This window comes from Bradyrhizobium sp. ORS 111, from assembly GCF_045571485.1.
Taxonomy (GTDB): Bacteria; Pseudomonadota; Alphaproteobacteria; order Rhizobiales; family Xanthobacteraceae; genus Bradyrhizobium.
Map to the genome: position 1 here is coordinate 3,139,999 of NZ_CP120701.1, position 22,340 is coordinate 3,162,338.

Consider the following 22,340-nt stretch of genomic DNA (forward strand, 5'->3'; position numbering starts at 1 on the left):
TGGCCATGGCAAGGCAGGCGATGCAGCCGGGCGCCGCAATCGATGGCTTCATCATCGGCGAATGCGTCCATCGCGGCGGCATGGCGATGCTATGGAGCGCGACGCATCCAGACATCAACGTGCCGCTACTGATGAAGGTGCCGGTTATCTCGGAAGGCGAGGATCCAGCGGCGATCGTCAGCTTCGAGATGGAGCAAATGATCTTGCCACGGCTATCGGGGCCGCATGTGCCGGCGTGCTTCGGCACCGGCGATTTCGAGCGGCAGGCCTATGTGGTGATGGAGCGGATCCCCGGGCCAACGCTCTACCGGCGGCTCGGGGACCTGCCGATGCCGTACGACGAGGCGAGGGGCATCGCCTACAAGATTGCGTCCGCGCTTGCCAGCCTGCACCGGCAGAACGTCATCCATCACGACATCAAGCCAAGCAGCATCATGTTTCGCGAGCACGGCGAGGCGGTGCTGATCGATTTCGGTCTCTCCCATCACAACCACCTGCCCGATCTGCTGCAGGAGGAGTTTCGCCTGCCTTACGGCACAGCGCCCTATATGGCGCCGGAGCGCCTCAACGGCGTGCGCGACGATCCGCGCAGCGATCTGTTTTCGCTGGGCGTGCTGCTCTATTTCTTCACCACCGGAATTCGCCCGTTCGGCGAGACCGAAACCCTGCGCGGCATGCGCCGCCGGCTGTGGCGCGATCCTTATCCGCCGCGCAAGCTGAGGCCGGACTATCCGGCCTGGTTGCAGGAGATCGTGCTGCGATGCCTGGAGATCGATCCGGCCGCGCGCTATCCGACCGCGGCGCAGCTCGCCTTCGATCTGGGCCACCCCGAGCAGGTGAAGCTGACGGCGCGATCGCAGCGGATCAATCGCGATCCGATCGGCGCGGTCTGGCACCGCCGCTTCAACCTTGGCGCGGTGCAGCCGCACGCGGCGGCCAATGTCGCGGCCCAGCTTGCGGCGAGCCCGATCGTCGCCGTCGCGCTCGACACCGCCGATGGTTCGGAGGCGCTGAACGAGGCCATTCGGATCGCCGCCGAGCAGGTGCTGTCGACATTGCCGTCGGCGCGGCTCGCCTGCGTCACCGTGCTGAAGCTCAATCGCCTGTCGATCGACCGCACGCTCGACGAGCAAGGCCAGAACAAGCATGTCGAGCGGCTGGTGGCACTCCAGCACTGGGCGCGGCCGTTCAGGCTCGACGAGAGCCGGCTCACCGTGCATGTGCTGGAGGCGATCGATCCCGCGGCCGCCATCCTGGAATTCGCGGCGGTCAATCTGGTCGATCACATCATTATCGGCGCGCGGCAGAGCTCGATGATGCGCGCGCTGCTCGGCAGCGTCTCCGCCAAGGTCGCAGCCGAAGCGCCGTGCACGGTGACCGTGGTGCGGCCCTCGCGGCTCGCAGCACAGGCGAACACCAGCGAAAGCGGCGGAACGGATCGCACAACCAATGAGACTGCGGTCACGCCGCCTGGAATGTTCTGATCGCGCGCCTCGGCGTGCGCGGTGGGATCGCCCTCAGGCCCGGCGCAGATGCACGTAGACGATGCGTGCGGCGGCGGCCTGATCGGGCAATGCCACATATGCGCGGCGGGCGACAAAGGCAGCATTCAGGCCAAGCCAGAACGCCAGGCCGGTCCAGACAAGGGTCATCGTCATGATGCGCGCCTCCCTTTTTATTTTATAGAGAGAGTTGTGCATCCGATCGTATGAGTCTGTGAAGCCCTGACGGCCACGATACTCAGCACGAATATTATGCATGCGGCGACGCAGCAGCGTGGTGTGCGCCGCACATGCAGGCACGGCGCACACCACACGTGATGATCGGATCGCGATGGTCAGATCGCTTCGCCGCGCGCCACGGCTGCCGCGTTGCGGATCGCGGAGATGTTGGTCTTGTAGGCCTCGACTGTCCCGCCCTTGAACACCGCGGAGCCTGCAACGAAGGCGTTGGCGCCGGCGGCGGCGAGTTGGCCGGCGACGTCGGGCGCAACGCCGCCGTCAACCTCGATATCGATCGGCCGGCCCGCCGTCATCGCCTTGATGTCGCTGACCTTGCTCAGCGCCGAACGGATGAAGGCTTGGCCGCCGAAGCCGGGATTGACCGACATCACCAGCACCAGGTCGATCAGATCGAGCACGTATTCGATCGCGCTCGGCGGAGTTCCCGGATTGATGGAGACGCCGGCCTTCTTGCCGAGCGCGCGGATCGCCTGCAGCGAACGATGCAGATGCGGGCCTGCCTCGGCATGCACGGTGATGTGGTCGCAGCCGGCCTTGGCGAAGGCTTCGAGATAGGGATCGCACGGCGCGATCATCAGATGCGCGTCGAAGACCTTCTTGGTGTGCGGCCGCATCGCCTTGATGACGTCGGGGCCGTAGGAAATGTTCGGCACGAAGTGGCCGTCCATCACGTCGAGATGGATCCAGTCCGCGCCGGCCTGATCGACGGCACGGACTTCCTCGCCGAGCTTGGAGAAATCCGACGCCAGGATCGACGGAGCGATGACGAGGGGACGCGGAGTGAACGACTGAGTCATATGCGCTGTTCCGAAAGACTTGCGGGAGCGTACGGGCGATTTCCGCCTAACATGCGGATGCGCGGCGGGCAATGCGAGCGGCGGCGCCCGCTGTGGGCGGAAAAATCTGCCGTGGCGGCAGCTCTTGCCGGGTGTGCCGTGTCTCCTTCGTTATCGGAAAGCCCAGATTTGATTGGGCTTTTGCCGTGGCACAGCGCTTGCTGGAATTTGGTCAGGAGTAGAGCCGGCTTTCCTCGGCCGAGGCGCGATCGTGCTCGGGGGAACCGGCACGCGTTGCAGCCGCCTGGGGCGGCGTTGCTTGGAGTATTGCCATGTTGTTTGCCATTGGCGCTGCGTCGTCCGCAATCGACCTTTTGAGCTCCCTGATGTCATCGAAGTCGTCCCAGGCGACGACGCAGACGCAGACGGCTGGGTCCAGCCAGGGCACCGGCTTGTTCGATCCCTCGACGGCCACGTCGATCTCGAGCAGCAGCGCGAGCGCTGGATCGGGCAGCAGCACGACGCAGATCTCGCCGCAGACGATGAGCGCGCTGCTCGCCGCGCAGGGCCAGTCGCAGACCACAGGCCCGACCAGCGCGACCTCGACCAGCCGGTCGGATGCGCTGAAGGATCTGTTCTCCCAGATCGACGCCAACGGCGACGGCCAGATCACCAAGTCCGAATTCGAGAGCGCGCTCGGCGCCGGCGGCACCAACATCGCGCAGGCTGACGACGTATTCTCCAAGCTCGATAGCAACGGCGACGGCACCGTCAGCGTCAACGAGATGGCGCAAGCGCTGCAGGGCCACAGGGGTGGCCATCATCACCATCACATGGCCGGCGGCTCGACCGATGGCGCCGGCTCAAGCGGCGGTGCAGGCGGCTCCGGTGGCGCGGACTCCGATCCGCTGACCCAGTCGCTCGATGGCGCCACCACCACCTCGGTGACCAACAGCGACGGCTCGACCACGACCACCACGACCTATGCCGATGGCTCGAAGGTGACGCTGACAATGCCGGCCGCATCGTCGTCCGCCTCCAGCAACGCGACCTCGTCCTACAATTTCATCGAGCAGCTCATCCAGCGCCAGTCCCGGGCGATCTCCGCGCAGGCGTCGTCGTCGGTTTCGGTCAGCGCCTAGCCGAACCGGCCTTGCCAGCTCGGCAGCGCGCCGGGGAAGGGCAGCGCGGTCGCTGAATAAACGCCGCGTGCAATCGCGCGTGCCACCGTGTTGGCGGCAACTGCGCCGAGACTGGTCAGGCCGAACAACGGGTCGATCGGTTTTGCGCCGGTCGCCGCAGCGAACACCACATCGCCGTCGAGCGGCGCGTGCACCGGATAGATCGCCCGCGCCATGCCGGTCTGCGCGATCATCGCAAGCCGCTTGGCCTGCGGCTTGGTCAGTTGCGCGTCGGTCACGACAACCACGAGCGTGGTGTTCTCCGCGGCGGTGGCATCCGCGCCGCCCTTCAGCCGCATCTTCAGCATGTCCGCCGTGAACGATGGCGGCAGGCCGCGCCCGCCGAACTCGTTGTCGACCTCGAACGGCGCCGCCCAGAACCACGGTCCGCTGCCGATCGTCACGCTGCCGACCGCATTGACCACCGCGAGCGCCGCGACCGTCACGCCGTCGTCGGTCGTGGCCGACGCCGAGCCGAGGCCGCCCTTCAGTCCAGCCGTGGTCGCGCCCATGCCGGCGCCGACGCTGCCGAGCCGGAAGTTGCTCGTTGCCGCATTCGCCGCGGCGTAGCCGAGATCGCGATAGGGCGGAAAGCGTCCCCAGGCCTTGTTGCCGCCGTTGAGCAGATCGAAGCAGATCGCGCCCGGCACGATCGGGATCACCGCATCGCGAATGCGAAAACCACGGCCGCGCTCGGCGAGCCAGGCCTGGACGCCGCCGGCGGCATCGAGCCCGAGCGCGGAGCCGCCGGACAGCGTGATGGCATCGATCGCCTCGACGACGCTCTGCGGCGCAAGCAGAGCATCCTCGCGGGTGCCGGGACCGCCGCCGCGGACATCGATCGAGGCCACGGCCGGCTTGTCGAAGATGATGGCGGTAACACCCGAGGCGATCGCGGCGTCGTCGGCGTGGCCGACGCTGACGCCGGCAATGTCGGTAAGAAGGTTTTTCACGATGCAGTCCGTTCGTGCCTGCTGCCCTGGATCGGATATAGCAGCAGCGGTAGATGCATCAACCGCAATGCGCGCAGACGCGCGGCGGGTATGGCAGGTGCTCATTAAAAAACGCCCCGGCTTGCCGGGGCGTTTTGCGCTGTCATCCGATTCAGGTCAGAACCGATTCTAGGACCCCTTGGGGTTGATCTCGGCGTAGTTGCCCTTGGCGTCCCACTTGTAGACGACGTAATCGATCGCCTTGATGTCGCCCTTGGCGTCGAAGCCCATCTTGCCGAGCACGGTGTCCCAGTCGCCGGCCTTGATGGTCGCCATCACCTTCTTGGCGTCGGTGGTGCCGGCCTTGGCGACGGCCTGCGTCCAGACCTGCATCGCGGCGTAGGTGTAGAGCGTATAGCCCTCGGGATCGATGTTCTTGCTCTTGAACTTCTCGACGATCGCCTTGGCGGTCGGCTTGTTGCGCGGATCGGGGCCGAAGGTGAACAGGGTGCCTTCCGCGGCCGGCCCGGTGATCGAGGCGAATTCCTTGTCGTTCATGGCATCGCCCGCCATCAGTATGGTCTGCAAGCCCTGGTCGCGCATCTGGCGCAGGATCAGGCCGGCTTCCTGATGGTAGCCGCCGACATAGACCAGGTCGATGTTCTCGCGCTTCAGGCGGGAGACGATCGAGTTGAAGTCCTTGTCGCCCTTGTTGTAGGACTCGAACATCTTCTCCTGGAAGCCCGCCTTGTTCAGCGCCTTCTTGGTCTCGTCGGCGAGGCCTTTGCCGTAGGTGGTCTTGTCGTTCAGGATTGCGACGTTCTTGCCCTTGAAGTGCTTGACGATGTAGTCGGCGGCAACCAGGCCCTGCTGGTCGTCGCGGCCGCAGACGCGCGCCACGTTCCAGAGCTTGCGCTCGGTGAACAGCGGGTTGGTCGAGGCCGGCGTGATCTGCAGCACGTTGCCGTCGGCGTAAGCTTCCGACGCCGGAATCGATGACGACGAGCAGAAATGACCGGCCACGAACGGAATTTTCGCGCCGCCGATCTTCTCCGCCACCGAGCGCGCCTGCTTGGGATCGCAGGCGTCGTCGTCGGTCTCGAGCGCGAGCTTCTTGCCGAGCACGCCGCCGGCGGCGTTGATATCGGCCACCGCCATCTCGGCGCCGTTCTTCATCTGTCGGCCGAACGCGGATTCGGAGCCCGTCATCGGGCCTGCCACTGCGACGGTGATGTCCTGCGCGAACGCGCTCGCCGACAATGCGAACGAAGCGCCCAAAGCCAGGCCGATGAGCTTCAATGATTTCATGACAAGTCCTCGTGGTCGTTGCCTCTTGGGAAGAACCCGGCAGGCGGGTTCAATAACCGGCTCCATTCTCGGCTGATTTTCCGGCGAAGTCACCGGCAATTTTCAGGCAATTGGATGCTTCGCGCGCAGCATCGTGCTGCAAGGGGATTGCGGCGCAGGCTAGCCGCGGCGGCCGCCTTCCAGATAGGCGGCGCGGATTTCTGGGCGCTGCAGCAATTCGTTGCCAGTTCCCGCCAGTGTGATCAGGCCATTGACCATGACGTAGCCGCGATGGGCGAGCTTCAGTGCATGGTTGGCGTTCTGCTCGACGATCAGCACGGTAAGGCCATCCTGCCGGTTCAGCGTGCGGATGGCCTCGAAGATCTGTCGCGCAATCAGCGGCGCCAGGCCGAGCGAAGGCTCGTCCAGCATCAAGAGGCGCGGCCGGCTCATCAGCGCGCGGCCAATCGCGAGCATCTGCTGCTCGCCGCCCGACAGCGTGCCGCCGCGCTGCGCGACGCGTTCCCTCAGCCGCGGGAACAACGCGAAGACGCGTTCCAGCGCGACGGCGCGTTCGGCCTCGCTGCTGTCAGTGGCATCGGCGCCCATTTGCAGGTTTTCCGCCACGCTCATGCGTGGAAAGATCCGGCGTCCTTCCGGCGACTGCGCGATCCGCAGCCGCGCGATCTCGTGGGTCGGCACGCCGGTGATGTCGTGGCCATCGAACTCGATCCGCCCGGCGCGGGCACGCGGCTTGCCGAAGATCGTCATCATCAGCGTCGACTTGCCGGCGCCGTTGGCCCCGATCAGCGCCACGATCTCGCCGGGATTGATCTCGACGTCGACGCCCTTCAGCGCCTCGATCTTGCCATAGGCGGCGCGCAGGCCGCGGACCGCGAGCAGGGGTGTGGTCATGACCCGCTCTCCTTCTCGCCCGCCGTGACGACGCTAGTTCTCCCTCCCCCTGAAAGGGGGAGGGTTGGGGTGGGGGTTGGCGCCGCTTGCGCCAATCTCTCGATTTGCGCGAGCAGGTCGCTCAGCACACCCTCCAAATTCGACAGCACATCGTTGTTCCAGTAGCGGATGACGGTCACGCCTTTCTCGGCCAGCCATTGCGTTCGGCGGTCGTCGCTTTGCTTGCGTTCCTCAGCATGTTGTCCACCATCGACCTCGACAGCGAGACGCAGGCGCGAGCAATAGAAGTCGACCGTATATGGTCCGATCGGGTGCTGCTTGCGAAACGAGAAACCGTTGAGTTGATCGCGACGCAACGATTGCCAGAGCCGCGCTTCTGCTTCGGTCAAGTTCGCGCGGAGGGAGCGTGCACGTGCCGTCATATCTTTGGTGCGGGAAAAGCGGGACCCCCACCCGCCCGCTTCGCGGTCGACCTCCCCCTTGCAGGGGGAGGTGTCACCTTTGGCGGCCGCGCTCACGGGGTGCTCTCCATCACGGCGATCGCTTCCTCTTCGTCGGCGCCGAGATAGGCGGCGATCACCTTGGGGTCGTCGCGCACGGCTTGCGGGGTGCCCTCGGCGATCTTGACGCCGTAGTCCATGACCACGACGTGATCGGAGATCTCCATCACCACCGACATGTCGTGCTCGATCAGCAGGATCGAGGTGCCTTGCTCGGCGCGGATCGACAGCAGGAGCTCGTTGAGCGCGCCGCTCTCGCGCGCGTTCAGGCCGGCCGCCGGCTCGTCGAGGCAGAGCAGCGCGGGCTCGGTGCACATCGCGCGCGCGATCTCGAGCCGCCGCTGGTCGCCATAGGGCAGGTTGCCGGCGGCGTCGTCGGCGCGCGCCAGCAGCCCGACGCGTCCGAGCCAGGTCCGCGCCAGCTCGATGGCGCGCTGCTCGGCCTGGCGCCACACCGGTGCGCCGATCAGGCCGAGGAAGGTCAGCCCGGAGGCGCGCATCAGCGCGTTGTGCTGGGCGACCATCAGGTTCTCCAGCGCGGTCATGCCGGGAAACAGCCGGATGTTCTGAAAGGTGCGCGCGACCTTGGCCTGCCTGGAGATGCGGAAATCGTTCAACCGCTCGAGCTGAATGACGCGGCCGTCGTCATGAGTCAGACGGATGGCGCCACCGCTCGGCCGGTAGAAGCCGGTGATGCAATTGAAGACCGTGGTCTTGCCGGCACCGTTCGGGCCGATCAGCGCGGTGATCTTGCGCCGTTCGGCGGCGAAGGAGAGGTCGTTGACCGCGACAATGCCGCCAAAGCGCATCATCAGATGGTCGACGGTGAGGATGTTGTCGACGCTCATCCGTGGCCCTCCTTGACGAGGTCGGACGAGATCGCTTGTTGCCGCTCCAGGAATACGGTCGGGGCGCGATGGCCGATCAGCCCGCGCGGCCGCCAGATCATCAGCAGCACCATGGCCATGCCGAACACCAGCATGCGGTACTGGTCGAGGCCGCGGAACAGCTCGAAGCCGCCGATCATGGTAAGCGCGGCCAGCGCGACGCCGAGCTGCGAGCCCATGCCGCCGAGCACGACGATCGCGAGCACCAGCGCCGATTCCTGGAAGGTGAACGATTCCGGGCTGATGAAGCCCTGGCGCGTGGCGAAGAACGCGCCGGCAAAGCCGCCGAACATCGCGCCGGTCGCAAACGCGGTCAGCTTGGTCGTCGTGGTGTTGATGCCGAGCGCGCGGCAGGCGACCTCGTCCTCGCGCAGCGCCTCCCAGGCACGACCGATCGGCAGCCGCCGCAGCCGGATCGTCACCCAGTTGGTGAGCAGCGCCATCGCCAAGATCAGGTAGAACAGGAAGACCAGGCGATGGGTCGGCGAGAACTCGATGCCGAGCTTGGCCGCGAGCCCATCATCGCTGTTGTCGAGCGGGATACCGAATACGGTCGGACGCGGAATTCCCGACACGCCGTTCGGGCCGCCGGTCAGACTCTGCCAGTTGATGATGACCAGACGGATGATCTCGCCGAAGGCAAGCGTGACGATGGCGAGATAATCGCCGCGCAGCCGCAGCACCGGGAAGCCGAGCATCACGCCCCACAGCGCTGCCAGGATGCCGGCGAGCGGCAGGCACACCCAGAACGACAGGTCGAAATTGGTGGCGAGCAGCGCGTAGGAATAGGCGCCCACGGCGTAAAAGGCGACGTAGCCGAGATCGAGCAGGCCGGCGAGACCGACCACGACGTTCAAGCCCCAGCCCAGCATCACATAAGTCAGGACCAGGATGGCGAGGTCGAGAATGTAGCGCTGATTGTAGAATATCACCGGGACAAACAAGGTGAACGCCAGCAGCGCCGGCGCGAGCCAGCGCCCCACGAAGGACGTCGCGGCTTGCAGCGGCTTGGGAACAACCCGGTCGGTATCGACCGGGCCCCACCATTGTCGCAGCAGCTCGATGATGATGCTGCCGCCGAATACGATTCCGACGATGGCGGCGAGATCGCCGAACCGCGTCCAATAGATCAGACTGCCTTCGGGACCGGCCTCGGTGCGCAAGCCGATCATCAGCGAGAACAGGACCAGCGCGACGGCCGCGCTGATCAGGGCTTTCTTGAGGATGAAGGCGCTGCCCGAGGGCTGCGAAGCGTGGGGGCGGGCTGGTGTCGCGCTCACGTAGTGCAGCCTCGTCAGACTTTTTCGACTTCGGGACGGCCGAGCAGGCCGGTGGGCATGAAGATCAATACCACGATCAGGATCGAGAATGCGGCAACGTCCTTGTACTCGACCGAGAAATAGGCTGACCAAAACGTCTCGATCAGGCCGATTGCGAGCCCGCCGAGCATCGCGCCGGGCAGCGAGCCGATGCCGCCGAGCACGGCGGCGGTGAACGCCTTGATGCCGGCCACGAAGCCCATGAAGAAATCGACCAGGCCGTAATAGAGCAGGTACATCATGCCGGCGACGGCGGCGAGCGCGGCGCCGATCACGAAGGTCATCGAGATGGTGCGGTCGACGTCGACACCGAGCAATGCTGCCATAGTCTGATCCTGCTCGCAGGCGCGCATGTCGCGTCCAAGCCGCGTGCGCGAGACCAGCCAGGTGAACAGCGCAAGCACCACGATGGTGGCGAGCACCACCAGGATCTGGATGTTGGAGAGCTGTACCGCGAAGCCCTCCGCGCCTTCATGCAGCGTGTAGCCGCCGGTGATGATCGGCGGTACCGGCTTTACTCGCGCGCCCTGCGACACCTGCGAGAAGTTGGTCAGCACGAATGACATGCCGATCGCCGAGAGCATCGGCGCGAGGCGGAACGAATGCCGCAACGGCCGGTAGGCGATCCGCTCGATGGTCCAGCCATAAAGCGCGGTGATCGCCATCGAGACCAGGAGCACGATCAGGAGGATCACCGGGATCGCGGTGAGGCCGAGCGAGACCAGCACCAGGAACGAGATCAGGGCGATGAAGCCGCCGATCATGAAGATGTCGCCATGGGCGAAGTTGATCATGCCGACGATGCCGTAAACCATCGTGTAGCCGATGGCGATCAGGCCGTAGATCGAGCCGAGCACGAGGCCGTTGATCAGTTGCTGAGCGAAATAATCCATGCGCCGCCGCTAGAGCCCGTTCGATGGAGAACCAGACAGGCTCTCGTTTTGCTTTGAACGCGTTTTCTTCACGCGAACCGGTCTCCACTTCGCTCGAAAACGCTACGTCGAGAGTGACGCGGCGAGGGCCCCGGCAGCCTGAGCCGACGCGTCGTATCATTTTCTAACAGCGGAACTACAGCCGCGGCAACAGTGCCGGCGGCCGCAGGAGGGGCTTGTACATAACTACTTTGGGGGGTGCGGTTCCGTTGTCACACAATGATCGCGCCGGAACCGTTGTTCCATCGAAACTCCGGATCGGGCTGGAGGGTGGCTCGTCCCCATGCTTCCCGAGATGGAGCGAGCGGCCAACCCCGGCCGGCCGTCGGCTGGAACCGCGGCCAGCAGAAATCCTTGCTTCAGAAAAAGAGGGCCCCAAGGCAATCCCCTGGGAGTTAGGGTTAACAAAGGGTTTAAATTGCCGCTAGCCGTCCGACGGCGTTAGCTCGCCAGTCAGCCGCCCGCACAGGGCCGCGCAAGCGTGGGAAGCGACATGTCCAGCAATTGGCGGATCAGTTCATGCAACGGCGCGCTGCTCGCGGCCTACTTCATCCCGGTCTGGACGCTGATCGCCTTCAATATCATGGCCTCGCCGATCCACGGGCTCTATGAGCGGCCGAGCGTCTCGATCGCGCTGTACGCCAGCGATCATCTGCAACTCGCCAAGATGGCGACCGTGCGGCTCGCCTGGCTGCTGGCGTTGGCGCGGATCACGGTGGTGGCGTTCTTCGCGGTCTTTCTTGTGATGCTGACTCGCCCATCGCTGCGCAAGAGCGGCGCCTGCGACGAAGCGCTCGCCGTCGCGCTCTGCCTCGGCAGTGTGCTCAGCTTCACCAGCATGCTGCTGGCCTCGAACGTCGGCGAGCTGGAAGCGCTGCGCATGCATGCCGCCGAGCTACTGATGCTGCTCGGCACCGCGATCGTGATGCTGGTCGAGAAGCCGGTGAGGTCTCCTGTCGATGCAGGCGCTGCCAAGGCATCAGCGCCGGCCGGCAAGCTATCCCTTCAGCAGCCCTAATTCGGCGATGATCGCATTGGCTTCCTTGACGGCGTGATTGGCAGCCGGCACGCCGCAATAGATCGCCTGCTGCAATAGGATTTCCTTGATATCGTCCGGCGTGAAGCCGCCCTCGGTGAGCGCCGCCCGCACATGCAGGCGAAATTCGTCCCACTGGCCGAGCGCGACCATGGTGCCGATCACCAGCAGGCGCCGCGTGCGATGATCGAAGTGCGGCCGCGTCCAGATGTCGCCCCATGCATAGCGGGTGATCAGGTCCTGGAAGTCGGTGTTGAACGCGTTGCGGTTCTTGATCGACTTGTCGACCCATTCGTTGCCGAGCACCTGACGGCGCTGCGTCATGCCGGCATCGCGGCGTTGGTTGTCGTCCATGGCTGTCTCCTTCGTCATTGCGAGCCACCCGGTCGGCGCGGAGCGCCGCCGGATGACAGGCTCCGCGAAGCAATCCATCTCACCACTTGCGGAAGCATGGATTGCTTCGTCGCTACGCTCCTCGCAATGACGCCCTTGGCTGTTAGCGTTGCGTCAGGAAGCCGACCACGGCCTCGGTGAAAGCGTGTGACTGCTCGACATTGGAAATGTGCGCGGCATCGAGCAGCGTCATGCTGGCGCCAGGGATGCCGCTGCGGATCATTTCCGCCGCCGACACCGGCGTCGCCATGTCCTGCCGTCCCGCGATCACCAGGGTCGGGCTCTTGATCTTTGGCAGCAGCGCGCGCTGGTCGAGTGTGGAGAGCGCCTCGCAGCAGGCGAGATAGCCCGCAACAGGAGAGGCGAGCAGCATCGCCTTCAGGCGCGCCGTGGTCTCAGGCTCGCGCTCACGGAAATCTGCGGTCAGCCAGCCGGCGATCACGGTGTCCGCGACCGCTGCGATGCCGCCTTCCTTCACCGCCCTGATGCGGTTCAGCCAGTTGGTCGGATCCGGATAGTAGCAGGAGGTGTTGGAGAGGATGATCTTGCCGAATCGTTCGGGCGCGTTGGCGCCGAGCCATTGCCCGACCATGCCGCCCATCGACAGCCCGCACCAGTGCACCTTCTCGATGTTGAGGTCGTCGAGGATCGCCAGCACGTCGCGGCCGAAGCGCTCCATCGAGTAGGGGCCGGGCGGCACGCTCGATTTGCCGTGGCCGCGGCGGTCGTAACGGATGACGCGGAACATCTGCGTCAGCGCCTTCATCTGCGGCTCCCACATCTGCAGGGTGCAGCCGAGCGAGTTCGACAGCATCAGCGTCGGGCCGCCGTCGCGGCCGTCGACCTGGACATTGAGCAGGCATCCATCGGCGTCGATCATTGGCATCGGCTTAATCCTTTCACGCGCGGCGAAAGCGCGAAGCGCGTCTTTCCTCCCTCGCGCATCCATCTAGCGAAGAGTCTCTTGCGATGGATTGCCCGGTCAAGCCCGGCAATCCCATTCTTGCTACTTTTCATCCAGCGAGGCCAGCAGGCGGTCGATCAGCATCTGCGAAGCGCCCTGATAGGCCATCGGCTCGAACAATCTTGCGATTGCAGCGGCATCGAGATGCGCGGTGACCTTTGCATCCGCGCTCAGCACCTCGCGCAAATGCTTCTTCTCTGCGACAGCCCGCTTGCTGGCGGTCTCGATCACATGATGGGCATCGCTCTTGCCGATTGTCTCGGCGAGCGCCATCGCCACCGCTTCGGCCATGATCAGCCCGCCGGTCGCGTCGAGATTGGCGCGCATCCGTCCCACGTCGACCTCCAGCCCCTCGGCGAGATCGACGATCGCGGCAAGCGCGCCCGAGGTGACCAGCATCAAGGCGGGCAGGGTGGGCCATTCCGCGTGCCACGGACCGGCGCTGCGCTCGTGGTCCTGAACCTGCGCGGCAAAGATCGTCGCCGCGAAGTTGGGCGCCATGGTGGCGGCGCCGAGCGCGCTCGCCGCGGCCACCGGGTTGCGCTTGTGCGGCATGGTGGAGGAGCCGCCGCGGCCAACACCGGCTGGCTCGAAGGCTTCGGCGACGTCGGTCTGCATCATCAGCGAGACGTCGCGCGCGATCTTGCCGCAGGTGCCCGCTGTTATCGCGAACACCGCGGCCACCTCCGCGATGCGGTCGCGATGGGTGTGCCAGGGCGCGGCGGGCAGCGGCAGGTCCAATTCGTTCGCAAGCTGCTCGGCGACCGCAAGCCCCTTGTCGCCGAGCGCGGCCAGCGTCCCGGCGGCGCCGCCGAATTGCAGTGCCAGAGTCTCCTTGCGCAGGCGTCGCAGCCGCGTGCGGGAACGGTGCAGCGCCGCGGCATATTCGGCGAGCTTCAATCCGAACGGCATCGGCAGCGCGTGCTGGAGCCAGGTGCGCGCCACCACCGCGGTGCTGCGATGAGCGCGTGCCAGTTTGGCAAAGCCCGCGACGGCGCGATCGAGATCGGCGAGCAGCGGGTCGATCCCGGCGCGCACCGTCAGCATCGTTGCTGTGTCGATCACGTCCTGGCTGGTCGCGCCCCAATGCACGTAGCGGGCCGCCTCGGCATCGGCCTTGGCGACATTGGCGGTCAGCGCCTTGACCAGGGGAATCGCCAGATTGCCCGATCGCGTCGCGGCGTCCGCCAGCGCGTCGCGGTCGATTGATTCGCCCCGGCAGGCAGCGCCGATCGGCCCTGTGGCTTGCTTGGGAATCACGCCGCGGGCGGCCTCGGCGCGGGCCAGCGCGGCCTCGAAGTCCAGCATGTTCTGCAGGTAAGCCGCGTCGTCACAGATCGCGCGCATCGCGGCGCTCGACAGCATCGGCGCAAGCAGGGGAGAGAGGGCTGTGCTCATGGCGTGCGACCTAACCACTCCGGCGCGCCCGTGCCAATGCCTGGCCGCGGCTCGCGGACGTTATCCAACCACAACGTCGATTACGCAATTTTGTGAATAGCGAGATCGTCTTGCTGCGGTTGCGAATATGCATCGCTCATCCTCCGAAGGTGCCCTTTCCTTTGTTCGCCGGCTGCTTTAGTTGGAAAGACGAAGGTTCTAGCGACAAGGAGGGTCCCCCATGGCCATGACGATGACCGGCGAAGTCCAGCTTGCGGCGGCGCGCCAGACCGTGTGGGACAAGCTCAACGATCCCGAGGTGTTGAAAGCCTGCATCCCCGGTTGCGAGGAGCTCGAGAAGACCGACGAGCATGGCTTCCGCGCCACAGCCAAGATGAAGGTCGGACCGGTCTCGGCCCGCTTCAAGGGCAAGGTCACGTTGAGCGATCTCGACCCGCCCAACGGCTACAAGATATCAGGCGAGGGCGAGGGCGGAGTTGCCGGATTCGCCAAGGGCGGCGCCACCGTCGCGCTGGCCGACAAGGATGGCGGCACGCTGCTGAGCTACAACGTCGAGGCCCAGATCGGCGGCAAGCTCGCCCAGCTCGGCCAACGCCTGATCAACGGCGCCGCCAAGAAACTGGCCGACGAATTCTTTGCCAATTTTGCCAAGGCGGTGCAGGGTTAGCCCTGACGCCAGACTGGATCACACCGGTCCGGCCATGCCCTGGATGAGTGGCTCGAAAGGTTGCTCATTGGGGGGCCCGCCCATATTATGCCGTCTGGAATGATTTTAAACCGCCTGTTCTGCCGATGTGCGGCAGGGCAGATAAGAGAGTGCTGATGGCCAAGATTTCAATGATCGTGAACGGCAATCCCGTTACCGCGAACGTCGACCCCCGTACCCTTCTGGTTCAGTTTCTGCGCGAAAATCTGCGGCTGACGGGGACGCATGTCGGCTGCGATACCTCGCAGTGCGGCGCCTGCGTCGTGCATCTGGACGGCAAGGCGGTGAAGTCGTGCACGACGCTCGCGGTGATGGCCGACGGCCATGAGGTCCGCACCATCGAGGGGCTCGCGCCGGACGGCGCGCCGCTGCATCCGATGCAGGAGGCCTTCCGCGAGCATCACGGCCTGCAGTGCGGCTTCTGCACGCCCGGCATGATCATGACCGCGGTCGACCTGGTCCATCGCAAGGGCCACGATCTCAGCGATGAGGTGATCCGCGAGGAGCTGGAAGGCAATCTCTGCCGCTGCACCGGCTATCAGAATATCGTCGCTTCGATCGCCGCCGGCGCCAAGGCGATGGCGAAGTCGGACATCGCCTAAAACATGATCCGGCCCCGGAGGGCCGCGTTAGCGCAAAGCGTGAAGCGGTTTTCCGAACAGATCATGCTCCAGTAACTATCGCGACACGCGATCAGGACATTCCAATGTACGAATTCAAATATCATCGTCCCGGGACCGTGCGGCAGGCCGCCAACCTCCTGGTGAAGAACGAGGACGCCAAGCTGATCGCCGGTGGTCACACCCTGGTGCCGGTCATGAAGCAGCGGCTGGCAAGCCCGCCGCATCTGGTCGACCTCTCGCACATCGAAGGTCTCGACACGATCGAGATGAAGGGCCGCTCGCTGGTGATCGGCGCCACCGCCAAGCATGCCGATGTGGCGACTTCACCGATCGTCGGCGAGGCGATCCCGGCGCTCGCCGAGCTCGCCGGCGGGATCGGCGATCCGGCCGTGCGTCACCGCGGCACCATCGGTGGCTCGCTCGCCAACAACGATCCGACCGCCGACTATCCGGCGGCGGTGCTGGCGCTGGGCGCGACCATCGTCACCAACAAGCGCCGTCTCAAGGCCGAGGAGTTTTTCCAGGGCCTGTTCTCGACCGCGCTGGAGCCGGACGAGATCATCACCAGGGTGATGTTCCCGCTGCCGAAGAAGGCGGCCTATGTGAAATTCCGCAACCAGGCGTCGCGCTACGCGTTGGTAGGCGTGTTCGTGGCCAAGCGTCCGTCCGACGTGCGCGTCGCGGTGACCGGTGCCGGCTCGGACGGTGTGTTCCGCGTCACCTCGTTCGAGGAGGCCCTGAAGAAGCGCTTCTCGCACAAGGTGCTCGACGGCATGACCGTTCCGGCCGAAGGGTTGAACAGCGACCTGCACGGCAGCGCGGAATACCGCGCGCATCTGATCGGCGTCCTGGCGCGCAGGGCCGTGGAAGCCGCGACCGCCAAGGGCTAAAGACCAAGGCGTGATTTTGCTAACTCCTGCTTCAAGATTGGCCGTTCCATGAGTGCATCGGCGTTTCCCACTTCCGTCGATGCGCTCGTGGAGCTCTTGAGCTCGCGCGGCTATCTTGCCGAACGGTCGCTGGCGACAGTGACCTATCTCGCGCTGCGCATGGGCCGGCCGCTGTTTCTCGAGGGCGAGGCCGGCGTCGGCAAGACCGAGATCGCCAAGGTGCTGTCATCAGCGCTCGGGCGCAAGCTGATCCGCCTGCAATGTTACGAAGGCCTCGACGTCGCCTCCGCCGTCTACGAGTGGAGCAGCGCGGCGCAGATGATCGCGATTCGGCTCGCGGAAGCCTCCGGCGACACCGACCGCGACCAGCTCGCTAGCGACATCTTCGCCGAGCGCTTCCTGATCAAGCGACCGCTGCTGCAGGCGCTCGAGCCCGATGTCGCGGGTCCCCCGGTGCTGTTGATCGACGAGCTCGACCGCGCCGACGAGGCGTTCGAGGCGTATCTGCTGGAAATCCTCAGCGACTTCCAGGTGACGATCCCCGAGCTCGGCACCGTGAAGGCGCCGGCGCCGCCGATCGTGATCATCACCTCGAACCGCACCCGCGAGATCCACGACGCGCTGAAGCGCCGCTGCCTCTATCACTGGGTGGATTATCCCACCGCCGAGCGCGAGCTCGCGATCGTCAAGTCGCGGGTGCCGAACATCTCGGCAAAGCTGTCGCAGCAGGTCGTCCGCTTCGTGCAGGCGCTGCGCAACCAGGACTTCTACAAGTCGCCGGGCGTCGCCGAGACCATCGATTGGGCGACCGCGTTGTCCGAGCTCGACGCGCGCTCGCTGACGCCGCAGGTGGTCGGCGACACGTTGGGCGCGCTGCTCAAGTACCAGGACGATATCGCGCGCATGCAGGGCGATGCGCTGCAGAAGACATTGAAGGACGCGACGAGCGACATCTAGCTCGCGCGTTGCAACCGTCATTCCGGGGCGCGCGAAGTGCGAACCCGGAATCTGGAGTTTGTAGCGCGAGATTCCGGGTTCACGCTGCGCGTGCCCCGGAATGACGAGGCAAAGACAACATGGCGATCAATCACCTTGCGCCGCCGACCGGGCATATGGCCGACAACGTCATCGGCTTTGCCCGCGCGCTCAGGGCGGCCGGGCTTCCGGTCGGTCCCGGCTCGGTGATCGACGCGCTGAATGCGCTGCAGTTGATCGAGGTCGGCAACCGCGCGGATTTCTACGCCACGCTGGAAGCGATCTTCGTCAAGCGCCACGAGCACGCGCTGATCTTCCGCCAGGCCTTCGACCTGTTCTTCCGCGCCGCCGAGGAGTGGAAGAGCATGCTGGACTCGGTGCCGCTGCCCGACCACGCCAAGAAGAAGCCACCGCCGGCCTCGCGCCGCGTCCAGGAGGCGATGTCGCAGCCTGCCACCCGCGACGAGCGGCCGCAGGCCCAGGAGCAGGAGCTGAAGCTCTCGGTGTCCGACAAGGAGGTGCTGCAGAGGAAGGACTTCGCGCAGATGACTGCGGCCGAGATCGCCGAGGTGGTCAGGGAGATCGCCCTGATGCGGCTGCCGCAGGCCGAGCTCGTGACCCGCCGCTACCAGCCGGACATGCGGGGCTTGCGGCTCGACATGCGCCGCACCGTGCGCAACTCCTTGCGCACCGGCGGCGAGATCATCGACATCAGAAAGCTCGGCCGGATCGAGAAGCCGGCGCCGATCGTGGCGCTGCTCGATATCTCCGGCTCGATGAGCGAATACACCCGCCTGTTCCTGCATTTCCTGCATGCCATCACCGATGCCCGCAAGCGCGTCTCGGTATTCCTGTTCGGCACCCGGCTCACCAATGTGACGCGGGCGTTGCGGCAGCGCGATCCGGACGAGGCGCTGGCGAGCTGCTCGTCCTCGGTGGAGGATTGGGCCGGGGGGACGCGGATCGCGACCTCGCTGCACAGCTTCAACCAGCTCTGGGCCCGCCGGGTGCTGGGGCAGGGGGCGATCGTACTCCTTATATCCGATGGACTAGAACGGGAGGCCGATGCCAAACTGGCCTTCGAGATGGACCGATTGCACCGTTCCTGCCGCCGCCTGATCTGGCTCAACCCGCTGTTGCGCTACTCCGGCTTCGAGGCCAAGGCCCAAGGCATCAAAATGATGTTGCCCCACGTTGACGAATTCCGCCCGGTGCATAACTTGACCTCCATCAAGGGGCTGATCGAGGCGCTGTCATCCCCGCCGCCGGCGCATCATCGCAGCCTGATCCGCTCCGTAGCCTAAAGAAGCATCCGAACAGGAGGCCGCCATGCTGAACCGCGACGAAGACATTCTTCAGGCCGCCGAGACCTGGCAGAAGCAGGGCCACGGCGTGGCGCTCGCCACCGTGGTCGACACCTGGGGCTCGGCGCCGCGTCCGGCGGGCTCCAGTCTCGTCATCAATGACGAGGGCACCTTCCTTGGCTCGGTGTCCGGCGGCTGCGTCGAGGGCGCTGTGGTCACCGAGGCGCTCGACGTGATTTCGAGCGGCCAGCCCAAGATGCTGGAATTCGGCGTCGCCGACGAGACGGCCTGGAATGTCGGCCTGTCCTGCGGCGGCACCATCCGCGTGTTCGTCGAGAAGGTCGGCTAGCCGTGAAGCTCGAAACCCTGAAAGAACTGAATGCCGAGCGGGCCGCGCGCCGCCCGGTCATCGTCGTCACCGACACCTCGAACGGCGAGCAGCGCCTGGTGAAAGCCAAGGACATCGCTGCCGATCCGCTCCACGCCGAGCTTGCAAAGCAGTTGCGGATGGGCAAGAGCGGCAATGTCGAGGTCGGGGCTAAGAAGCTGTTTCTCAACGTCTACGCGCCGACCGCCAAGCTCGTGATCATCGGCGCGGTCCATATCAGCCAGGCGCTGGCGCCGCTGGCGCGCGCGCTGGACTATGACGTCACGGTGGTCGATCCACGCACTGCCTTTGCCAGCCCCGAGCGCTTTCCCGACGTGCCGCTGATCGCGGAATGGCCCGACGTCGCGCTGCCGCCGCTCAACATCGATCCCTACACCGCCTTCGTCGCGGTGACCCATGATCCCAAGATCGACGATCCGGCGCTGCTGCACGCCTTCGATCGCGGCTGCTTCTATATCGGCGCGCTGGGCTCGCGGAAGACCCATGCCAAGCGCGCCGAGCGGCTGCGTGCGCAGGGCGCGAAGGACAGCGACATCGCGCGCATCCACGCGCCGATCGGCCTCGACATCGGCGCGGTGTCGCCGGCGGAGATCGCGGTCGCCATCATGGCCGAGATCACCGCGCAGTTGCGCCTTCCGCCCAAAGAAAAAGAAGAAGCGGCATGAAGTTCGGTCCCGCCAGTCCGGCCGACGCGATTGGCGGCGTCACCGTGCACACGCTCCGCCAGGGCTCGCTGGTGCTCAAGAAAGGCACCACGATCGGGCCCGCGGAGGTCGAGGCGCTCACCAAGGCCGGCGTCAACGAGATCGTCGTGGTGCGGCTCGAGCAGGGCGACGTCTCCGAGGACGTCGCGGCCGCCAGCATCGCACAGGCGGTGGCGGGCGACGGCGTCAATGTCGAGCGCGCCTTCACCGGCCGCGCCAATCTGTTCGCGGCGCGCCCCGGCGTGCTGGTGGTCGATCGCGCCGCGGTCGACCGCATCAACGGCGTCGACGAGGCCATCACCTTCGCCACGCTCGCGGCCTTTAAGCCGGTGGTCGAAGGCGAGATGATCGCGACCGTCAAGCTGATCCCGTTCGGCGTCGAAGCCAGGCTGCGCGACGCGGCGGTTGCGGTGGCGGGCAAGGATACGCTGCGGATCGCGCCTTACGTGATCAAGAAGGTCGGCGTGGTCTCGACGATGCTGCCGGGCCTCGTGCCCAAGGTGATCGACAAGACGCTGCGGGTGACCGCGGAGCGGCTGGCGCCGGCGGGAGCCGCGATCATCGCCGAGCGGCGCATTCCGCATGACGAGGCGGCGCTTGCGGCCGCGATCAAGGAATTGCTCGGCTTGGGGGCCGAGCTTGTCATCGTGTTCGGTGCTTCCGCGATCGCAGACCGGCGCGACGTGATCCCGGCCGCTATCACCGAGATCGGCGGCGCGGTCGAGCATTTCGGCATGCCCGTCGATCCCGGCAATCTGCTTCTGATCGGCAGTGCCGGCGGCGTCCCGGTGCTGGGCGCGCCGGGCTGCGCGCGCTCGCCGGTCGAGAACGGCTTCGACTGGGTGCTGATGCGGCTTTTGGCCGGCATCAAGGTGACGCGATCAGATCTCACCGGCATGGGCGTCGGCGGCCTCCTGATGGAGATTGTGACGCGGCCACAGCCGCGCACCGTTCCGGACACCGAGGGCAACCGCAACGTCGCGGCAATCGTGCTCGCGGCCGGGCGCTCGACCCGGATGGGTGGCCCCAACAAGCTGCTGGCCGAGATCGACGGCAAGAAGCTCGTGCGCATCGTCACCGAGCAGGCACTGGCTTCCAAGGCGTCGGAGGTGATCGTCGTCACCGGGCATCAGGGCGAACTGGTCGAGCAGACGCTTGACGGTCTCAAGGTGAAGTTCGTCCGCAATCCGGATTTCGCCGGCGGGATCGCGAGCTCCGTGAAAGCAGGCATCACGGCGGTCTCCGACAATGCCGATGGCGCCATCGTCTGCCTCGGCGACATGCCGTTGATTTCGGCCCAATTGATCGATCGTCTGATCGAGACCTTCGCGCCCGACCGCGGCCACCTGATCGCGGTGCCGGTCAGCGAGGGCCGCCGCGGCAATCCTGTCTTGTGGTCGCGCCGCTTCTTCAAGGAATTGATGACGCTCGACGGCGACGTCGGCGCCCGCCATCTGATCGCCAAGCACGCCGAGGCGGTTGCCGAGGTGCCGGTTGAAGGCGACAGCGCCTTCCTCGACATCGACACCCCGCAGGCACTCGAAGCCGCACGGCGCGGGTAATTGTTGTCGGTGGGATAGCGGCCACAGCCTCGCGCAATTACCACGTTCGGTGGCTGTGGGCCGCTATAGCGGCTACCGGCCTGCCTCCTTGTCCGGCATGATCTGCAGCAATGGCGTGGGCGCAATCGAGATCTCACCGGTGAACGGCCGGTCGTGCGCGGCGATCAGCAACACCGCGGTTGCAACCCCGCTGGCGAACAGTCCCATTGCGATCGCCGATCCGAGCCGGTTGTCGCAGTGGACGAGCGCGATCGCCAGCAGCTCGCAGATGGCCTGCAAATAGAGGCACCACCACTTCACCGGATTGACTTCGGACTGGCTGATGATGATCCGCTGTCGCCGCGCATCCAGCGCCGACTCCAGCGCGGCGACGATTTCGCGCTGCGCCGTCTGCTGGCCCGAGCTCTGCGTCGGAATCGCGACCACAAGCTGCAGCGCCTCGGTGAGGGCGGGAGGAGCCGGCTTGAGCGAGGCCGCTTCCAGCGCCATCATCGGCCATTCCTCGGCGACCGTCCGCTCAATGTAGTCGCGTACGAGGCCGCGCACGCGCGTCGCCTGCTCCGGCGGCAGGGCGCCGGCGAGCAGCACAATCGCGCGCAGCGAACTCGCTTCGCGGCTCACCGCCGCGCCGGCACGGTCGCTGTCGCCCCAGACCTGTGCCGCGACGAAAGCGACGAACAGGCCGAACAGGATGCCAAGCACCGGCAATATGCCGGGCGAGATCGATTTGAATGAAGCCGCGCGCTCCTTCGTCGCCAGGATCGTAACGACTGCGAAAACCAGGATGGCAAGAAGATAGGTAAAGCCAAAGATCACCAGCGCCATCCAGGGCACTGAAAGATTATGTATCCAGTTGCTCATCTTGGGTGTTTCCCCAGCGTGGGTTGAAATGCGTTTCGGCCATACGCTCGATGCGTACGCCACTA

The 22,340-nt window shown here is 65.6% G+C and carries 24 protein-coding genes; 11 read left to right on the forward strand and 13 right to left on the reverse strand.

Going from position 1 to position 22,340, the window contains the following annotated elements:
• The first annotated feature begins 5 nt into the window (after positions 1–5).
• A complete protein-coding gene (locus tag P6U30_RS14335) occupies positions 6–1,484 on the forward strand; it encodes a serine/threonine protein kinase (protein WP_407169636.1) in 1,479 nt (492 codons plus the stop codon).
• 33 nt (positions 1,485–1,517) lie between these two features.
• Here P6U30_RS14335 and P6U30_RS14340 read toward each other — a convergent pair whose 3' ends face one another.
• A complete protein-coding gene (locus tag P6U30_RS14340) occupies positions 1,518–1,658 on the reverse strand; it encodes a hypothetical protein (RefSeq protein WP_280977122.1) in 141 nt (46 codons plus the stop codon).
• Positions 1,659–1,837: 179 nt separating this feature from the next.
• Positions 1,838–2,539 carry a ribulose-phosphate 3-epimerase gene (gene rpe, locus P6U30_RS14345; protein ID WP_407169637.1) on the reverse strand — a complete coding sequence of 234 codons (702 nt, stop codon included), beginning with the start codon at positions 2,537–2,539 and terminating at the stop codon, positions 1,838–1,840.
• A 311-nt stretch (positions 2,540–2,850) separates the two neighbouring features.
• Between rpe and P6U30_RS14350 the strand changes: the two genes are divergently transcribed.
• A complete protein-coding gene (locus P6U30_RS14350) occupies positions 2,851–3,660 on the forward strand; it encodes an EF-hand domain-containing protein (protein WP_407169638.1) in 810 nt (269 codons plus the stop codon).
• On the opposite strand, the gene P6U30_RS14355 is transcribed toward P6U30_RS14350, so the two are convergent.
• From P6U30_RS14355 to P6U30_RS14385, 7 genes are all read right to left on the reverse strand, one after another.
• Positions 3,657–4,652: a P1 family peptidase gene (locus P6U30_RS14355; protein WP_407169639.1), complete on the reverse strand. Its 996-nt coding sequence runs from the start codon at positions 4,650–4,652 to the stop codon at positions 3,657–3,659. The two genes, P6U30_RS14350 and P6U30_RS14355, sit on opposite strands and share 4 nt — an antisense overlap.
• A gap of 168 nt (positions 4,653–4,820) precedes the next feature.
• Positions 4,821–5,939, reverse strand: coding sequence for a branched-chain amino acid ABC transporter substrate-binding protein (locus P6U30_RS14360; RefSeq protein ID WP_407169640.1), 1,119 nt, complete (start codon positions 5,937–5,939; stop codon positions 4,821–4,823).
• Between the two features lie 159 nt (positions 5,940–6,098).
• Complete coding sequence (locus tag P6U30_RS14365; protein ID WP_407169641.1) at positions 6,099–6,833, reverse strand: ABC transporter ATP-binding protein; 735 nt, start codon at positions 6,831–6,833, stop codon at positions 6,099–6,101.
• On the reverse strand, positions 6,830–7,351 hold the full coding sequence (locus tag P6U30_RS14370; protein WP_407169642.1) for an endonuclease domain-containing protein: 522 nt from the start codon (positions 7,349–7,351) through the stop codon (positions 6,830–6,832). The genes P6U30_RS14365 and P6U30_RS14370 overlap by 4 nt, the downstream gene beginning before the upstream one ends.
• Positions 7,348–8,181 (reverse strand): ABC transporter ATP-binding protein, encoded by an 834-nt coding sequence (locus tag P6U30_RS14375; protein ID WP_407151705.1) that lies wholly within the window; start codon positions 8,179–8,181, stop codon positions 7,348–7,350. Before P6U30_RS14375 ends, P6U30_RS14370 begins: the two co-directional genes overlap by 4 nt.
• Positions 8,178–9,500, reverse strand: coding sequence for a high-affinity branched-chain amino acid ABC transporter permease LivM (livM, locus tag P6U30_RS14380; RefSeq protein WP_407169643.1), 1,323 nt, complete (start codon positions 9,498–9,500; stop codon positions 8,178–8,180). The genes P6U30_RS14375 and livM overlap by 4 nt, the downstream gene beginning before the upstream one ends.
• Before the next feature lie 14 nt (positions 9,501–9,514).
• Positions 9,515–10,432, reverse strand: a complete 918-nt coding sequence (locus P6U30_RS14385; protein ID WP_066499910.1) for an ABC transporter permease subunit — start codon at positions 10,430–10,432, stop codon at positions 9,515–9,517.
• Positions 10,433–10,964: 532 nt separating this feature from the next.
• On the opposite strand from P6U30_RS14385, the gene P6U30_RS14390 reads away from it, so the two are divergent.
• Positions 10,965–11,489, forward strand: a complete 525-nt coding sequence (locus tag P6U30_RS14390) for a hypothetical protein (protein ID WP_407151707.1) — start codon at positions 10,965–10,967, stop codon at positions 11,487–11,489.
• Here the strand turns inward: P6U30_RS14390 and P6U30_RS14395 are convergent.
• The 3 genes from P6U30_RS14395 to P6U30_RS14405 form a co-directional block, all read right to left on the reverse strand.
• Positions 11,469–11,861, reverse strand: coding sequence for a carboxymuconolactone decarboxylase family protein (locus P6U30_RS14395; RefSeq protein ID WP_407169644.1), 393 nt, complete (start codon positions 11,859–11,861; stop codon positions 11,469–11,471). The genes P6U30_RS14390 and P6U30_RS14395 overlap by 21 nt on opposite strands.
• Before the next feature lie 142 nt (positions 11,862–12,003).
• A complete protein-coding gene (gene pcaD / locus P6U30_RS14400; RefSeq protein WP_407169645.1) occupies positions 12,004–12,786 on the reverse strand; it encodes a 3-oxoadipate enol-lactonase in 783 nt (260 codons plus the stop codon).
• A gap of 120 nt (positions 12,787–12,906) precedes the next feature.
• A complete protein-coding gene (locus P6U30_RS14405; protein ID WP_407169646.1) occupies positions 12,907–14,262 on the reverse strand; it encodes a 3-carboxy-cis,cis-muconate cycloisomerase in 1,356 nt (451 codons plus the stop codon).
• Positions 14,263–14,482: 220 nt separating this feature from the next.
• On the opposite strand from P6U30_RS14405, the gene P6U30_RS14410 reads away from it, so the two are divergent.
• The 8 genes from P6U30_RS14410 to P6U30_RS14445 all read left to right on the forward strand — a co-directional run bounded on the left by P6U30_RS14410 (position 14,483) and on the right by P6U30_RS14445 (position 21,414).
• On the forward strand, positions 14,483–14,929 hold the full coding sequence (locus P6U30_RS14410) for an SRPBCC family protein (RefSeq protein ID WP_407151711.1): 447 nt from the start codon (positions 14,483–14,485) through the stop codon (positions 14,927–14,929).
• A 155-nt stretch (positions 14,930–15,084) separates the two neighbouring features.
• A complete protein-coding gene (locus tag P6U30_RS14415; RefSeq protein ID WP_407169647.1) occupies positions 15,085–15,570 on the forward strand; it encodes a (2Fe-2S)-binding protein in 486 nt (161 codons plus the stop codon).
• A gap of 104 nt (positions 15,571–15,674) precedes the next feature.
• Positions 15,675–16,481: a xanthine dehydrogenase family protein subunit M gene (locus tag P6U30_RS14420; RefSeq protein WP_280977140.1), complete on the forward strand. Its 807-nt coding sequence runs from the start codon at positions 15,675–15,677 to the stop codon at positions 16,479–16,481.
• Between the two features lie 48 nt (positions 16,482–16,529).
• Positions 16,530–17,438 carry an AAA family ATPase gene (locus P6U30_RS14425; RefSeq protein ID WP_407169648.1) on the forward strand — a complete coding sequence of 303 codons (909 nt, stop codon included), beginning with the start codon at positions 16,530–16,532 and terminating at the stop codon, positions 17,436–17,438.
• 119 nt (positions 17,439–17,557) lie between these two features.
• Positions 17,558–18,760 (forward strand): vWA domain-containing protein, encoded by a 1,203-nt coding sequence (locus P6U30_RS14430; protein WP_407169649.1) that lies wholly within the window; start codon positions 17,558–17,560, stop codon positions 18,758–18,760.
• A 25-nt stretch (positions 18,761–18,785) separates the two neighbouring features.
• Positions 18,786–19,109, forward strand: a complete 324-nt coding sequence (locus P6U30_RS14435) for an XdhC family protein (RefSeq protein WP_280977144.1) — start codon at positions 18,786–18,788, stop codon at positions 19,107–19,109.
• Between the two features lie 2 nt (positions 19,110–19,111).
• Positions 19,112–19,813: an XdhC family protein gene (locus P6U30_RS14440; RefSeq protein ID WP_407169650.1), complete on the forward strand. Its 702-nt coding sequence runs from the start codon at positions 19,112–19,114 to the stop codon at positions 19,811–19,813.
• Positions 19,810–21,414, forward strand: coding sequence for an NTP transferase domain-containing protein (locus P6U30_RS14445; protein ID WP_407169651.1), 1,605 nt, complete (start codon positions 19,810–19,812; stop codon positions 21,412–21,414). Before P6U30_RS14440 ends, P6U30_RS14445 begins: the two co-directional genes overlap by 4 nt.
• Positions 21,415–21,486: 72 nt before the next feature.
• On the opposite strand, the gene P6U30_RS14450 is transcribed toward P6U30_RS14445, so the two are convergent.
• A complete protein-coding gene (locus P6U30_RS14450) occupies positions 21,487–22,275 on the reverse strand; it encodes a DUF4239 domain-containing protein (protein WP_407169652.1) in 789 nt (262 codons plus the stop codon).
• Positions 22,276–22,340 lie beyond the last annotated feature (65 nt).

Bases quoted from the DNA above. Each gene is read 5' to 3' on its own strand.
- P6U30_RS14430 (WP_407169649.1), top strand. From the start codon at position 17,558: ATGGCGATCAATCACCTTGCGCCGCCGACCGGGCATATGGCCGACAAC.
- P6U30_RS14335 (WP_407169636.1), top strand. From the start codon at position 6: ATGGCAAGGCAGGCGATGCAGCCGGGCGCCGCAATCGATGGCTTCATC.
- P6U30_RS14375 (WP_407151705.1), bottom strand. From the start codon at position 8,181: ATGAGCGTCGACAACATCCTCACCGTCGACCATCTGATGATGCGCTTT.
- P6U30_RS14390 (WP_407151707.1), top strand. From the start codon at position 10,965: ATGTCCAGCAATTGGCGGATCAGTTCATGCAACGGCGCGCTGCTCGCG.
- pcaD (WP_407169645.1), bottom strand. From the start codon at position 12,786: ATGCCAATGATCGACGCCGATGGATGCCTGCTCAATGTCCAGGTCGAC.
- P6U30_RS14415 (WP_407169647.1), top strand. From the start codon at position 15,085: ATGGCCAAGATTTCAATGATCGTGAACGGCAATCCCGTTACCGCGAAC.
- P6U30_RS14350 (WP_407169638.1), top strand. From the start codon at position 2,851: ATGTTGTTTGCCATTGGCGCTGCGTCGTCCGCAATCGACCTTTTGAGC.
- P6U30_RS14425 (WP_407169648.1), top strand. From the start codon at position 16,530: ATGAGTGCATCGGCGTTTCCCACTTCCGTCGATGCGCTCGTGGAGCTC.
- P6U30_RS14365 (WP_407169641.1), bottom strand. From the start codon at position 6,833: ATGACCACACCCCTGCTCGCGGTCCGCGGCCTGCGCGCCGCCTATGGC.
- P6U30_RS14445 (WP_407169651.1), top strand. From the start codon at position 19,810: ATGAAGTTCGGTCCCGCCAGTCCGGCCGACGCGATTGGCGGCGTCACC.
- P6U30_RS14420 (WP_280977140.1), top strand. From the start codon at position 15,675: ATGTACGAATTCAAATATCATCGTCCCGGGACCGTGCGGCAGGCCGCC.
- P6U30_RS14435 (WP_280977144.1), top strand. From the start codon at position 18,786: ATGCTGAACCGCGACGAAGACATTCTTCAGGCCGCCGAGACCTGGCAG.
- P6U30_RS14340 (WP_280977122.1), bottom strand. From the start codon at position 1,658: ATGACGATGACCCTTGTCTGGACCGGCCTGGCGTTCTGGCTTGGCCTG.
- rpe (WP_407169637.1), bottom strand. From the start codon at position 2,539: ATGACTCAGTCGTTCACTCCGCGTCCCCTCGTCATCGCTCCGTCGATC.
- P6U30_RS14405 (WP_407169646.1), bottom strand. From the start codon at position 14,262: ATGAGCACAGCCCTCTCTCCCCTGCTTGCGCCGATGCTGTCGAGCGCC.
- P6U30_RS14360 (WP_407169640.1), bottom strand. From the start codon at position 5,939: ATGAAATCATTGAAGCTCATCGGCCTGGCTTTGGGCGCTTCGTTCGCA.
- P6U30_RS14450 (WP_407169652.1), bottom strand. From the start codon at position 22,275: ATGAGCAACTGGATACATAATCTTTCAGTGCCCTGGATGGCGCTGGTG.
- P6U30_RS14410 (WP_407151711.1), top strand. From the start codon at position 14,483: ATGGCCATGACGATGACCGGCGAAGTCCAGCTTGCGGCGGCGCGCCAG.
- P6U30_RS14395 (WP_407169644.1), bottom strand. From the start codon at position 11,861: ATGGACGACAACCAACGCCGCGATGCCGGCATGACGCAGCGCCGTCAG.
- P6U30_RS14385 (WP_066499910.1), bottom strand. From the start codon at position 10,432: ATGGATTATTTCGCTCAGCAACTGATCAACGGCCTCGTGCTCGGCTCG.